The following is a 13,068-nucleotide window of genomic DNA, read 5'->3' on the forward strand; positions in this document are numbered from 1 at the left end:
TTGCTGCTTTGGCTACAGGCTATCCATGATGTGGCGATTGCCGCGGTCAAATGTTAAATAGTTCCAGGTCCAATCGGCGATAGTGCCGATCTTGTTGCGCCCGCCAAGTAAGTAGAACAAATGCAACCACAACCAGGCATACCAAGCTGGAATACCCGTGATTTGGATTCCCTTAAATTGCACAACTGCTTTGTGGCGACCGATCGTTGCCATTGAACCTTTATCCAAATACTTGAAATCTTGTAGCGCTTGTCCGCGTGCTGCGCGCATAATTTGTTTTGCAACCCAACGCCCTTGTTGCATCGCAACTGGTGCAACCATCGGCAAGAAACCACCATCTGCGCCCTTTGCGCTCGAGATATCACCGATCGCCCAAATATGTGGATAGTGATTTACCTGCAAGTTCTGCGCAACGCTGATGCGAGTTCCTTCAAGTGGCAAGTTAAGCAATCCACCGGTTGGTTCACCTTTAACACCGGCGGCCCAGATGGTTACCTCTGATGGAATTACAGATCCATCCTTAACAAGAATCTGACGTGGCTTTACTTGTTGCACAGCGGTATTGAGCAGAACCTTGACGCCAAGTTTCTCTAAATCTTTCTTAGCTCGCGCAGACAACTTTTCGCTAAACATCGGCAAGATTCTTGGCCCTGCTTCAATCAAGTAGATATCGATATGTTCTGCGGCATTTGCCTCATCGTTCTTAAGGGGACCACGTTTTAGCTCAGCAAGAGCACCAGCCATTTCAACGCCAGTTGGACCGCCGCCGACAACGCTAAGTGAAAGTCGGGTCTGATCTTCAAAGCGACAGAGATCTTCAAAACGGCGCATTACCTCAGCGCGAATACCAATTGCTTCATGCACGCTCTTCATACCAAGTGCATGCTCATTTACACCTGCAACTCCGAAATCTGCAGTTGCTGAACCGAGTGCAACGATTAAATGATCGAATTCAAGTACTTCTGATGAATCAAGCTTTACTGATTTATTTTTATGATCAACCGAGATTGGGGAACCCATTCGGAATTTCACGCCGCTCTTGCGCAGTGCGCCTCGGACTGGATGCGCCACATGGTCTGCAGCAAGGCCAGCAGTTGCTACCTGGTAGAGCAAAGGCAGAAATGTTTGAAAGTTGTGGCGATCAACAACGGTTACATCAGCATCTTTCGAGAGCGCCTTGGCTGCGGTTAGCCCGCCAAAGCCTGCGCCTAGAATTACGACGCGAGGTCGATTAGAAGAAGCCATGTGCAGAGTCTAGGCTCTCCACCATGAACTCGCAGAACTCAGGGCGTTTGATACTTGTAACTGGCGCATCGGGCTATGTCGGCGGCCGTTTGGTACGCGACCTCGTAAGCGATAAATGCGATGTGCGAATTTTGGTACGCGATGCGCAGAAAGTTGCCGATCAACCGTGGGCTAAAGATGTCAATATCGTTGAAGGCAACGCCACTGTAATTTCAGATTTAGATCGCGCTCTCAAAGGCGTGCATACCGCTTTCTATCTTTTGCACTCAATTAATTTAGGTAAAAATTTCGACGATATTGAATCTGAGATGGCGCGTAATTTTGCAGTTGCTGCAGAAAAGCAAGGCGTTAAGCAGATCGTTTACTTAGGTGGAATTGCTAACGATAAGAACCGTAGCCAGCATTTAGCATCTCGCATGAATACAGGTGCGCAGTTAGCATCAACATCTGTTCCTGTTTTAGAACTTCGCGCTGGAATCATTATCGGTTCGGGATCAGCTTCCTTTGAGATGTTGCGCCACTTAACTCACCGCTTGCCAATTATGACCACACCAAAATGGGTCTCGAATTTAACGCAACCAATTTCGATCCGCGATGCGCTGTATTACTTGCGTAAAGCTGCTTCGCTTGAAAAGCCGGTGGGCAAGGTTTGTGACATCGGCGGCAAAGAAGTTCTCTCTTACGCTGACATGATGCAGAAATTTGCCAAGTTATCGGGGCTTCGCAAACGCTGGATTGTTTCGGTTCCTGTTCTAACCCCAAAGCTCTCTTCGTTGTGGATCGGTTTTGTTACACCGGTTCCAACATCACTTGCTCGCCCACTAGTCGAATCTTTGATTAGCGAAGTAGTTGCAGATCCGGCAAAGAGTATTGATGCAATTATTCCGCCACCACCAGAAGGATTTATCGATGTCGAAGGTGCAATTACCTTGGCGCTTTCTCGTATTGCAGATCGCGATGTAATTACTCGTTGGTCAGATGCTGCATTTCCAACTGCGCCGTGGCAGAAAGCGCAAGGCGATCCCGAATGGGCGGGTGAAATGGTTCTGCGCGATCGTCGCGAATCAAATACTGAAGCAAGCGCAGCATCTATCTGGCAAGCAATTGAAAGTATTGGCGGCGAAAACGGTTACTACGGCGCAGATTTTCTCTGGTTCTTGCGCGGTTTGTTAGATCGCATCTTCGGTGGAGTCGGACTTCGTCGCGGTCGTCGTGATCCGCTAACTCTGCGCGTTGGTGACAGTTTAGATTTCTGGCGCGTTGAAGAGTTAGAACGCGGTAAGCGTTTAAAACTTTACGCTGAAATGGTTCTGCCAGGAAAAGCTTGGCTCGAATTTAGCGTTATCGATAACGGAACCAATCGCACTGTTGTGCAAGAAGCTAGCTTCTCGCCACGTGGTTTAGGCGGCCAGTTGTATTGGTACTTTGTACTTCCCTTCCACATCTTTGTTTTCCCAACGATGATGCGAAATCTGATTCGAAAGGCCAATCGCACCGACCATGCCAATTCACGCCTTTAATTCAGAGGTCGAATCCCTTGCCAAAGAGATCCTGGCATACAGCCTGCTGCGCTTAAAAGATGATCCACCGCTAGATGGTCCACGTACCGCTGAAGATTTATTTCAAGAAGTTGGCAACACCATTACCGCTAAAGGTTTAGGCGGACATGAAGCACTTGAAGTATTCACAAATGTTTTAGCAAAGGCCTGTATTTCAACAGATCACCCGCGCAACTTAGCCTTTATTCCATCTGCACCAACTGAATATTCAAATCTCTTCGACCTAGTTGTTGGCGCAAGTTCTCTTTATGGTGGATCTTGGCAAGAAGGTGCGGGCGCAGTCTTTGCCGAAAACCAAGCGCTGCGTTGGATCGCAGATTTAGCTGGACTTCCACAATCTGCCGGCGGCGTTTTTGTACAAGGCGGAACGATTGGAAATCTCTCTGCTCTAGTTGTTGCGCGTGCTGCGGCGCGAAAGAAATATCCGAATACATCACGATGGGCAATCGCTTGCAGCGAAGAAGCGCATTCATCAATTGCTAGCGCTGCACAAATCATGGATGTAGAACTTCTAAAGATTGAGCCAGGTGCTGATCGCAAGATGCACGGTGACGCACTTGGTGCGGCAATTGATCAATTGCATGCCACAACGCAAACCCGCGTCTTTGCAGTTGTCGCAACCGGCGGCACCACAAACCTCGGAATCATTGACGATCTAGCTACGATCGCCGAAGCAACACATGTTCGCGATATCTGGTTCCACGTTGACGGCGCTTACGGTCTTGCAGCGCTCTGTGCACCCTCTGTGCGCGCGAAGTTTAACGGCGTAGAACAAGCTGATTCCTTAATCGTTGATCCACATAAGTGGCTCTTTGCACCATTTGATGCCTGCGCACTTATCTATCGCAATCCAGATCTAGCAAAAGAAGTTCACACTCAACACGCTTCTTATTTGGAAACTCTCCATGATGACACTTGGTCGCCGGCAGATTATGCAATTCACTTAACTCGTCGCGTCCGCGGATTACCTTTTTGGTTCTCACTTGCCGCTCATGGCACCGATGCATATACCGAGGCGATGGAAGAAACTCTCACCGTGGCGCGTGATGCCGCCGAACTTGTTCGCCAACATCCCAATTTAGATTTGATTCACGAACCTGAACTTTCCATTGTTGCCTTTACTCGCAAAGGTTGGGCGCCAAGTGATTATCAAAAGTGGAGCGATAAATTATTAGCCGATCAGATCGGCTTTATTCCGCCATCATCAGATAAGGGCCAATCGATCTTGCGCTTTGCGATAGTTAACCCTTGGACGAAGATCACAGATATATCTATGATCTTGGATACTCTTTAAAATTTAGTAAGGTGTAAATCCCACAATTTCTGCTATTGCTGGTTTAAGATTTCACCCATGTCAGCGCTCGAAAATAATGATGTGCAGGGGTCTTCACTTTCCGACCTCGAAGTACGCATCCTTGATTTCGAGAGCAATTGGTGGCGCTTTGCCGGTGCGAAAGAGTCTGCAATTAAAGAGCTCTTCGACCTAACTGCTCCTCGTTACTACCAACTACTCAATGACCTGATCGACCGGGACGATGCCCTAGCGGCCTCTCCAATGCTCGTTAAGCGCCTGCGCCGCCTCCGTGAGGCTCGTATGAGTGCGCGTTCAGCCCGATAACAACCAATTCACCGCCCTCGTTTTGCGACAGGGAATAAGACCGTCTAGATTTGGCGTTAGCACTCTCGGGGTGTGAGTGATAAAACGCCCCCAAATGGCAGAAACTAAATGAGTTACAAACAAGGAGTAATTACATGGCAAAGATGATTGCCTTTAATGAAGAAGCCCGTCGCGGACTAGAACGCGGAATGAACGTTCTCGCCGATGCAGTCAAGGTAACCCTTGGACCTCGCGGACGTAACGTTGTTCTAGAGAAGAAGTGGGGCGCCCCAACAATCACCAACGATGGCGTTTCAATCGCAAAAGATATTGAACTCGATGATCCATGGGAAAAGATCGGCGCAGAACTCGTAAAGGAAGTTGCCAAGAAGACAGATGATGTCGCAGGCGACGGAACAACAACTGCAACTGTTCTAGCTCAAGCACTTGTGCGCGAGGGTCTGCGCAACGTTGCTGCCGGCTCAAACCCAATGGCGCTAAAGCGCGGCATCGAAAAGGCTGTTGCAGCGATCGTTGCAGAACTTGCCTCAATGGCTAAGAGCGTTGATTCAAAAGAGCAGATCGCAGCTACTGCATCTATCTCAGCAGCCGATGTAACTATCGGTGACATGATCGCTGAAGCGATGGATAAGGTCGGTAAAGAAGGCGTTATCACCGTTGAAGAGTCAAACACTTTCGGTCTCGAACTCGAGCTAACTGAAGGTATGCGCTTTGATAAGGGTTACATCTCTCCATATTTCGTAACCGACCAAGATCGCATGGAAGCAGTTCTTGAAGATGCTTACGTGTTGATCGTTAACTCAAAGATTTCAAATATCAAGGATCTCGTACCGGTTCTTGAAAAGGTTATGCAATCAGGTAAGCCACTTGCAATCATCGCTGAAGATGTTGAAGGCGAAGCGCTTGCTACTTTGGTTGTAAACAAGATTCGCGGAATCTTCCGCGCAGCAGCAGTTAAGGCACCTGGCTTTGGAGATCGTCGCAAGGCGATGTTGCAAGATATTGCAATCCTTACTGGGGCCACAGTTATCTCTGAAGAAGTTGGCTTGAAGCTCGAAACAGCTGGCCTAGAACTTCTTGGTCGCGCTCGCAAGGTTGTTATCAGCAAGGAAGAGACAACCATTGTTGAAGGCGGCGGAGATGACGCACAGATCAAGGGCCGCGTTGCTCAGATCCGTTCTGAAATCGAGAAGTCTGATTCAGATTACGACCGCGAGAAGCTGCAAGAACGTCTTGCCAAGCTCGCAGGTGGCGTTGCTGTAATCAAGGCAGGCGCTGCAACTGAGGTAGAACTCAAAGAGCGCAAGCACCGCATCGAAGATGCAGTACGTAACGCAAAGGCTGCAGTTGAAGAAGGCATCGTCGCTGGTGGTGGCGTCGCGCTCTTGCAGGCTGCAACACAAGCATTCAAAAAGCTAAAGCTAGAAGGCGAAGAAGCAGTCGGTGCAAAGATCGTAGAACTTTCGATCGAAGCTCCACTAAAGCAGATCGCAATCAACGCCGGCCTTGAAGGCGGAGTCGTTGTAGAGAAGGTACGTCACCTAGAAGTAGGTTTCGGACTTAACGCTGCAACTGGCGAATACGTCGACATGATCAAATCTGGAATCATTGATCCTGCAAAGGTAACTCGCTCTGCGTTGCAGAATGCGGCATCAATCGCTGCGCTCTTCATCACAACGGAGGCGGTAATCACCGATAAGCCAGAGAACAAGCCAGCTGCCCCAATGGGTGGCGACGGCGGCGGAATGGATTTCTAAACTAAATGAAAAAAGGGTTCGACGCTCAAGAGATTGCAAGAAGTGCTGCACTTGGCGATGCCGAAAAGCCATCGCAAGTCGGTAACTTCATCTCTGTCGAATTCGATGACGAAGATCGCGTTGCAAGTTATTTATTCGACGCAGATATTCAGGGTTATAAAGGTTGGCGCTGGTGCGTCACTGTTGCAAAGGTAGATGCATCAGCGCAACCAACCGTTTGTGATGTTGTTGTTCTTCCTGGTCCAGATTCACTTATGGCGCCAGAATGGATCGAATATAAAGATCGCATCTTGCCTGAAGATATTCAGCCAGGTGTGATTGTGCCAAGCGTTCTAGATGACACTCGTTTAGTTCCTGGTGCAAACGCACTTATTCAGGATGAAGATTTAGATGCTGCGCAGATTTACGAACTTGGTTTAGCTCGTCCACGTGTACTTTCAATTGAAGGTCGCGATCAAGCAAGTAAGCGTTGGTACACAGGCGATCGCGGACCAAATACCCCGTTGGCACAGAACGCACCAAAGCCTTGCCAATCTTGCGGCTTCTTTATTCCAATCGCAGGTTCACTACGCGCTTCATTTGGCGTATGTGCAAATGCGATCGCACCAGATGATGCCCGCGTAGTTTCAGTCGATCACGGCTGTGGCGCGCACTCTGAGGCCACGCTCCCTAATTAATAGGGGTTCCCGCCCCTCTTTGCTTGCGATAAACTTGCCACCTGCCCGCATCCCCGCGGCTACACGAGTACTGAAATTCTTATAAGGAGAACGCCATGCCTACAGGTCGCGTTAAATGGTTTAGCCTCGAAAAGGGTTTCGGATTTATCTCAAATGATGAAGGCGAAGATGTTTATCTTGCTGCATCATCTCTTCCAGAAGGCGTTCCTTCGGTAAAGCCTGGCACAAAGGTTGAGTTCAGCATTATCGATAGCCGTAAAGGTCCACAAGCGATGTCGATTCATATCGTTGAGGCACCGGTTTCACTCGCGGAAAATTCACGAGTCAATAACGATGACCTTGCTGCGATGATCGAAGACACAATTAAGATTTTGGATAAAGTCGGAAATGGTTTGCGCCATGGACGTCATCCATCTGGCACCGATGCAGAACGCCTTGGTCGCGTTTTGCGCGGTATTGCTAGCCAGCTCGAAGCTTAAATACTTCTGATCTAAATGCCGCTGCGCGCTGCGCGGCGCTTTGAGTAACGAATACCCCATGCACCAAGTGCTGCACCTGCAACACAGGTCCAGATTAATTTGCTTTCTGCACCTGTGATCGCAAAATATAAACCTGCGATAACCCACGCAATAGTGCCTAAAGTGATTAGAGTTACGACAGATTTGATTTCCGAATTATTGTTTGAACTCACGAAGGAAGCATACAAGCGATGGCGGTAAAAGCAGACGGTAACTGGCGTTCTTTTCGCCACCGTAATTACCGCATTCTCTTTCCGGCAAATGCCGCATCCAACATCGGAACTTGGGCGCAACGTATCGCTCAAGATTGGTTGATTCTGCAGTTAACCGGCAATAGTGGAACCTATCTCGGCCTTGTTACCGCAGTTCAATTTACTCCGGTTCTCTTCTTCTCACTGCACGGTGGCGTACTTGCCGATCGAGTAAATAAACGCAAACTTCTTATTGCAACTAACTTTATCGGCGCACTTTCTTCCCTTGGTTTAGGAATTCTTGTTCTGCTCGGCCAAGTACAGATCTGGCATGTTTTTTTCTTTGCCTTAGCCCTGGGAATTTCTTCAGCGCTAGATGCGCCTATTCGCCAATCATTTACCTCAGAGATCGTTGGCCATTCCGATATCGCCAACGCGGTCAGCTTAAACTCAGCCAATTTCAATGCTGGACGCCTAGTTGGCCCTGCGCTATCTGGCTTTCTTATTGCGCGCTTTGATACTGGTCCTTCATTCATAATCAACGCCGGTACCTATGTATTTGTGATTCTTGCACTACTGCGAATGCGCGAATCCGAATTTTTTATCCTAGAGAAGAAAGAGACGCTAGGCACCGTGCGAGAAGGCGTTAATTATGCTCTGGCTCGCCCTGACTTATACGTTGTAATGATTGTAGTTTTCTTCGTTGCAACATTCGGATTGAACTTTCAGATCTTTAACGCCCTAATGGCAACTATAGAATTTGGAAAAGGGCCAGCCTCATTTGGACTACTTGGAACATACATCGCACTTGGTTCACTTTCTGGCGCTCTTTTCTCCGCACGATTAGAGAAACATCGCCGCACAAACTTTGTTATTAAAGCGGGAGTGGCATTTTCCACTGCAATCTGTTTACTTTCTCTGGCACCTACTTACACGTGGTACTCAATCTGGTTGCCGTTCTGCGGTTTCAGCGCTCTTACGATGCTGATTACTGCTAACTCGCTGATTCAAGTCAACTCAGATCCAGCGATCCGCGGTCGCGTTAGTGGAATTTACTTACTTATATTTATGGGTGGAACGCCCTTTGGTTCGCCACTTATTGGCTTCCTTGCTGAAGCCATTGGCGTTCGCCAAACAATTGCGCTCTGCGGTTTGATCTCACTTGGCGCTTGTCTGACTATCTGGGTGTTGTTCCACAACAAGGTAAAGCTTCCGAAAGATATTTCGGTTGAAGGCGTATTACCTGCCGCCTATGACGATCAGCGCTAATAAACTTATTAAAGTTAAAACTGTGATTAGTCTACGAGTGCGGTAGTTCATTTAAATATTATTCGCGCCCAAATGCTTTGATGGTGAGAGCGTAACCATAAGAAAACCAAGTGCGATAAGCACTGGAACCATGATGTACGCACGTGAAATTCCGAAGTTATCGCCCAAGATTCCGAGCAATAGCGGAGAACAAGCAATGGCGATGCCTGCTGCAATTGAGCTCTTACCAATAGATAAATCAGGACGGCCTTCGCTAAATGCAACCATACGCAAGGTAAATAGTGGGAATTGAACTGAAATTCCAAGTCCAACAAAGAATAAAGTTACAAGGCAGAGCACCAGATTGTGCGAAGACCAGAAGAATCCAAATGCTATAAATTGCAGTGTAAGTGCGATCTTCAACTGCTCATCGGCGTGGAAACGTTTTAAGACGCGACCGGCATACCAACGTCCAGTACCAACTCCTGTACCAAAGGCGATTACTGCCAGAGTCGAAATAGCTGCACTTGCATCGGTGCGATCACTAATCAACGATGCTGACCAGAAAGATGTTGCAAACTCGGCGCTGATCGAGATGAAGAATCCAGTAAATGAGAACCAGAATCCGCGCGAGAGTTTTCCGCGTTGTGGACCATCTTCATCAGGGATATGAGAATCTGGTTCGAACTTACGTCCCTTGATAAACAGCGCCAAGATAAAGGGAATGGTGATCAACATTCCTACGCGCCATTGATCGCGGACAATATTTGCCGTTGATCCAATAACAAAGTTTCCAGTCACAAATCCTGCGATAGCAACAGCGTTGATCTGTGCAACAGCAGTATGTGAACGTTCTGCAAATGCATGAGACCCAGCGGTATTTACGTTATTGATAACAACTGAGATTCCCCAACCTGCAATAAGTGTTGCTAGCAGAGTTAGTTGTACTGGGGGAGCAAAGACGAAAAATACGATACCGATGGAAAAGACTGTTAAGCCAATCCAAGTTGTATTTGAACGACCAAAGCGGTGGACCAACTTTGAATTCATCCCGCCCGCGATTATTGCGGCAACGCCCATCGCGGTTCCGTGAAGTCCAGCAACGCCAAGTGATGTGCCCTGATCTTCGCGAAGTAAAGCTTGAGAAGGACCGAAACCGCCAGTAAAGAAGTTAACTGTCGCTACTTGAAGTGCGAGCAGCCAGAACTGCCCGTTACGCGCAAACGTCTTTGGCATCTGAGCTTTAGAGCGCTGCTACAACGAAATCGATTGAGGCAGTTAGCGCATCAATATCACTTGGATCAACAGCCGGGAACATACCAATACGAAGTTGGTTTTTACCTAGCTTGCGATATGGCTCAGTATCCACGATTCCGTTAGCGCGCAGGGCTGCAGCGACTGCAGTTGCATCAATTGATTCATCAAAGTTAATTGTTCCGACAACCTTTGAGCGCATTGCCGGATCAATGACAAATGGCGTTGTGTAAGAAGTCTTTTCTGCCCATGAGTACAACTTCGCTGCAGATTCAGCGCTGCGGCCTGCGGCGAATTTAAGTCCGCCATTGGTGTTCATCCATTCGATCTGATCCGCAAGGAGCACCAGAGTCATAAGAGCAGGGGTGTTGTAAGTCTGATCAAGGCGTGAGTTTTCAATCGCGATACCAAGATCAAAGAACGCTGGCACCCAACGGCCACTTGCCTTAATTTTCTCAGCGCGCGCAATTGCGGCAGGGCTCATTAGCGCAAGCCAAAGTCCACCATCAGATGCAAATGATTTCTGTGGCGCAAAGTAATAAGTATCAAATTCTTTTGCATCAACTTCCAGGCCACCAGCAGCGCTTGTTGCATCAACAAGAACTAGCGCACCATCTGTTCCGGCAGGGCGCTTGATTGGCATCGCTACGCCAGTTGAAGTTTCGTTGTGAGTAAGTGCGTAAACATCTACGCCAGCTTCAGCAACTGCTTGTGGGTGTGAACCAGGTTCTGACTTAATCACAGTTGGCTCGCCAAGAAATGGCGCTTCCTTTGCAGCTGATGCAAACTTTGAAGAGAATTCGCCGAAAACTAAGTGCTGTGATTTGTTTTCAATTAAACCAAATGTTGCGATATCCCAAAACGCTGTTGATCCGCCGTTTCCGAGTACAACTTCATAACCTTCTGGCAGCGTAAATAGTGAGTTAAGTCCTTCGCGCACGCGATGAACCACGTTCTTAACTGGCTTTTGGCGGTGAGATGTTCCGAGAATCGATGAACCAGATGCGCCAAGTGCAGCAAGTGCTTCGGGGCGAATCTTTGATGGACCGCAACCAAAACGGCCATCACGTGGTTTGAGATTATCTGGGATCTTAATATCTGCGCTCATGGGCTAAGCCTAAGGGTAGTAGCGAGTTATCTCCCACTCGGTTTCGCTGTTAGCCCGCTCATAGCGCAAGCGATCATGCAGCCTTGAATAGCGCCCTTGCCAGAATTCAATGCTGATCGGCGTAACGCGATAGCCGCCCCAATGTGGTGGCTTTGGAACGGTTGTTCCTTCTGGCCATTTCTCAGATGCACCAGCGAAGCGTTGTTCAAGTTCTTCGCGCGATGAAAGTGGTGAGGATTGCGCACTTGCCCATGCGCCGATTTGGCTGGACCAAGGACGCGAAGCAAAGTATTCGGCTGATTCACTTTCGGAAATCTTTTCGACAAATCCACTTATCGAAACTTGGCGTTCCATCGCAAACCAGGGAAATAAAAGTGTGACTTGCGAATTTAGCTCCATCTCCTGTGCTTTACGCGATGAGTAATTTGTAAAGAAGGTAAAGCCACCTTCAGAAATATCTTTTAACAAAACGGTGCGTGTAGAGATATGTTCTTCCAGACCCAAGGTTGAAAGCACCATCGCGTTAGCTTCGACGATAAAGTCATTCGCCGCCGCCTCCTTTAGCCAGGTGCTGAACGCGGCGAATGGATCAGCGGGTAAATTCTCGAGACCGACCTCGCCGTAAGAACGGCGCATGGCACGGATCGCTTCACGGTCGAGTTCGCTCATAGATGTATCGAACCTCACTTTTACCTCTGCGTCATCTTCTAGGACTTCCTAGTGATTTCCTGGATTGGTGGTCGTCAGCACCCCCTCGGACGGTGCAGAATTGGAGCATGTCAGATGATTTCAAACCCGGCCTGGAAGGCGTTATCGCCTTCGAATCACAAATTGCAGAACCAGATAAAGAAGGCAGCGCACTGCGTTATCGCGGCGTTGATATCGATGACCTTGTTGGTCGCGTTACCTTCGGAAACGTTTGGGGTCTACTAGTAGACGATCTCTTCAATCCTGGTCTTCCAAATGCTGAACCATTCCCACTACCTGTTCACTCAGGTGATGTGCGCGTAGATATCCAATCAGCGATTGCGATGTTGGCACCAGCATGGGGTTTCAAACCACTACTTGATATTTCAGATGAAGAAGCGCGCAGCAACCTTGCCCGCACATCTGTAATGGTTCTTTCATATTTAGCTCAGGCAGCTCGCGGAACTTGGCAGCCAATGGTTCCGCAATCAGAAGTTGATAAGGCTCACACAGTTGTTGAGCGCATGATGATTCGTTGGCGCGGAGAGCCTGATCCACTTCACGTTCGCGCAATCGATGCATACTTTGTATCAGCAGCAGAGCACGGAATGAACGCATCAACATTTACCGGTCGCGTAATCGCATCAACTGGCGCAGATGTTTGTGCAGCAATCTCTGGTGCAATCGGTGCGATGTCAGGTCCACTTCATGGTGGCGCTCCATCACGTGTATTACACATGATTGAAGAAGTAGAAAAGTCGGGCGATGCAACTGCTTATGTAAAGGGCTTACTTGATCGCAAAGAGCGCTTGATGGGATTCGGACACCGCGTTTACCGCGCCGAAGATCCACGCGCTCGCACACTTCGTCGTACTGCTAAAGAACTTAACGCACCACGTTATGCAGTTGCAGAAGCGCTTGAAAAGGCTGCTCTGCAAGAGCTTCGTGAGCGCCAACCAGATCGCGTCTTGGAGACAAACGTTGAATTCTGGGCAGCGATTATCTTGGACTTTGCACAAGTACCAGCACCACTATTTACTTCAATGTTTACTGCAGCTCGTACTGCAGGTTGGTCTGCACACATTCTCGAGCAGAAGCGCACGGGTCGTTTGATCCGTCCATCTGCACGTTATGTTGGCAAAGGCCCACGTAAACCTGAAGATGTTGACGGCTGGGATGACTCAGTCGGAATGCTCCACCTCTAAA

The 13,068-nt window shown here is 48.6% G+C and carries 13 protein-coding genes; 8 read left to right on the forward strand and 5 right to left on the reverse strand.

Annotated elements, in window-relative coordinates:
* Positions 1–12: 12 nt before the first annotated feature.
* Complete coding sequence (locus tag A1sIIB106_RS00495; protein ID WP_095676964.1) at positions 13–1,245, reverse strand: NAD(P)/FAD-dependent oxidoreductase; 1,233 nt, start codon at positions 1,243–1,245, stop codon at positions 13–15.
* Between the two features lie 23 nt (positions 1,246–1,268).
* On the opposite strand from A1sIIB106_RS00495, the gene A1sIIB106_RS00500 reads away from it, so the two are divergent.
* From A1sIIB106_RS00500 to A1sIIB106_RS00525, 6 genes are all read left to right on the forward strand, one after another.
* The gene (locus A1sIIB106_RS00500) at positions 1,269–2,765 is read left to right on the forward strand and encodes an SDR family oxidoreductase (protein WP_095676965.1); all 1,497 of its coding nucleotides are present in this window, start codon (positions 1,269–1,271) and stop codon (positions 2,763–2,765) included.
* Positions 2,752–4,098, forward strand: coding sequence for a pyridoxal phosphate-dependent decarboxylase family protein (locus tag A1sIIB106_RS00505; protein ID WP_095677825.1), 1,347 nt, complete (start codon positions 2,752–2,754; stop codon positions 4,096–4,098). Before A1sIIB106_RS00500 ends, A1sIIB106_RS00505 begins: the two co-directional genes overlap by 14 nt.
* Before the next feature lie 57 nt (positions 4,099–4,155).
* Positions 4,156–4,422 (forward strand): DUF3263 domain-containing protein, encoded by a 267-nt coding sequence (locus tag A1sIIB106_RS00510; RefSeq protein ID WP_095670572.1) that lies wholly within the window; start codon positions 4,156–4,158, stop codon positions 4,420–4,422.
* Positions 4,423–4,556: 134 nt separating this feature from the next.
* Positions 4,557–6,179: a chaperonin GroEL gene (groL, locus tag A1sIIB106_RS00515; RefSeq protein WP_095676966.1), complete on the forward strand. Its 1,623-nt coding sequence runs from the start codon at positions 4,557–4,559 to the stop codon at positions 6,177–6,179.
* A 5-nt stretch (positions 6,180–6,184) separates the two neighbouring features.
* Positions 6,185–6,856, forward strand: a complete 672-nt coding sequence (locus tag A1sIIB106_RS00520) for a DUF3027 domain-containing protein (protein WP_095676967.1) — start codon at positions 6,185–6,187, stop codon at positions 6,854–6,856.
* A 95-nt stretch (positions 6,857–6,951) separates the two neighbouring features.
* Positions 6,952–7,335, forward strand: coding sequence for a cold-shock protein (locus tag A1sIIB106_RS00525; RefSeq protein ID WP_095670575.1), 384 nt, complete (start codon positions 6,952–6,954; stop codon positions 7,333–7,335).
* Positions 7,336–7,346: 11 nt separating this feature from the next.
* On the opposite strand, the gene A1sIIB106_RS00530 is transcribed toward A1sIIB106_RS00525, so the two are convergent.
* Positions 7,347–7,547, reverse strand: coding sequence for a DUF2530 domain-containing protein (locus tag A1sIIB106_RS00530; RefSeq protein WP_095676968.1), 201 nt, complete (start codon positions 7,545–7,547; stop codon positions 7,347–7,349).
* An 18-nt stretch (positions 7,548–7,565) separates the two neighbouring features.
* Between A1sIIB106_RS00530 and A1sIIB106_RS00535 the strand changes: the two genes are divergently transcribed.
* Positions 7,566–8,834: an MFS transporter gene (locus A1sIIB106_RS00535; protein WP_095676969.1), complete on the forward strand. Its 1,269-nt coding sequence runs from the start codon at positions 7,566–7,568 to the stop codon at positions 8,832–8,834.
* A 51-nt stretch (positions 8,835–8,885) separates the two neighbouring features.
* Here A1sIIB106_RS00535 and A1sIIB106_RS00540 read toward each other — a convergent pair whose 3' ends face one another.
* From A1sIIB106_RS00540 to pdxH, 3 genes are read right to left on the reverse strand one after another with little or no spacing between them, the layout of a single operon-like run.
* On the reverse strand, positions 8,886–10,049 hold the full coding sequence (locus A1sIIB106_RS00540) for an MFS transporter (RefSeq protein ID WP_095676970.1): 1,164 nt from the start codon (positions 10,047–10,049) through the stop codon (positions 8,886–8,888).
* 7 nt (positions 10,050–10,056) lie between these two features.
* Complete coding sequence (gene serC, locus A1sIIB106_RS00545; RefSeq protein ID WP_095676971.1) at positions 10,057–11,175, reverse strand: phosphoserine transaminase; 1,119 nt, start codon at positions 11,173–11,175, stop codon at positions 10,057–10,059.
* A 9-nt stretch (positions 11,176–11,184) separates the two neighbouring features.
* Entirely contained in the window at positions 11,185–11,844 is a 660-nt protein-coding gene (gene pdxH, locus A1sIIB106_RS00550; protein ID WP_095676972.1) for a pyridoxamine 5'-phosphate oxidase, read from the reverse strand.
* A 107-nt stretch (positions 11,845–11,951) separates the two neighbouring features.
* On the opposite strand from pdxH, the gene A1sIIB106_RS00555 reads away from it, so the two are divergent.
* Positions 11,952–13,067 carry a citrate synthase 2 gene (locus A1sIIB106_RS00555; RefSeq protein WP_095670581.1) on the forward strand — a complete coding sequence of 372 codons (1,116 nt, stop codon included), beginning with the start codon at positions 11,952–11,954 and terminating at the stop codon, positions 13,065–13,067.
* Position 13,068: the final 1 nt, after the last annotated feature.

It is taken from the genome of Candidatus Planktophila lacus, assembly GCF_002288325.1.
In the GTDB taxonomy this organism is placed as follows: Bacteria; Actinomycetota; Actinomycetes; order Nanopelagicales; family Nanopelagicaceae; genus Planktophila; species Planktophila lacus.

Bases quoted from the DNA above. Each gene is read 5' to 3' on its own strand.
- pdxH (WP_095676972.1), bottom strand. From the start codon at position 11,844: ATGAGCGAACTCGACCGTGAAGCGATCCGTGCCATGCGCCGTTCTTAC.
- A1sIIB106_RS00520 (WP_095676967.1), top strand. From the start codon at position 6,185: ATGAAAAAAGGGTTCGACGCTCAAGAGATTGCAAGAAGTGCTGCACTT.
- A1sIIB106_RS00510 (WP_095670572.1), top strand. From the start codon at position 4,156: ATGTCAGCGCTCGAAAATAATGATGTGCAGGGGTCTTCACTTTCCGAC.
- A1sIIB106_RS00500 (WP_095676965.1), top strand. From the start codon at position 1,269: ATGAACTCGCAGAACTCAGGGCGTTTGATACTTGTAACTGGCGCATCG.
- A1sIIB106_RS00525 (WP_095670575.1), top strand. From the start codon at position 6,952: ATGCCTACAGGTCGCGTTAAATGGTTTAGCCTCGAAAAGGGTTTCGGA.
- serC (WP_095676971.1), bottom strand. From the start codon at position 11,175: ATGAGCGCAGATATTAAGATCCCAGATAATCTCAAACCACGTGATGGC.
- A1sIIB106_RS00540 (WP_095676970.1), bottom strand. From the start codon at position 10,049: ATGCCAAAGACGTTTGCGCGTAACGGGCAGTTCTGGCTGCTCGCACTT.
- A1sIIB106_RS00495 (WP_095676964.1), bottom strand. From the start codon at position 1,245: ATGGCTTCTTCTAATCGACCTCGCGTCGTAATTCTAGGCGCAGGCTTT.
- A1sIIB106_RS00555 (WP_095670581.1), top strand. From the start codon at position 11,952: ATGTCAGATGATTTCAAACCCGGCCTGGAAGGCGTTATCGCCTTCGAA.
- groL (WP_095676966.1), top strand. From the start codon at position 4,557: ATGGCAAAGATGATTGCCTTTAATGAAGAAGCCCGTCGCGGACTAGAA.
- A1sIIB106_RS00535 (WP_095676969.1), top strand. From the start codon at position 7,566: ATGGCGGTAAAAGCAGACGGTAACTGGCGTTCTTTTCGCCACCGTAAT.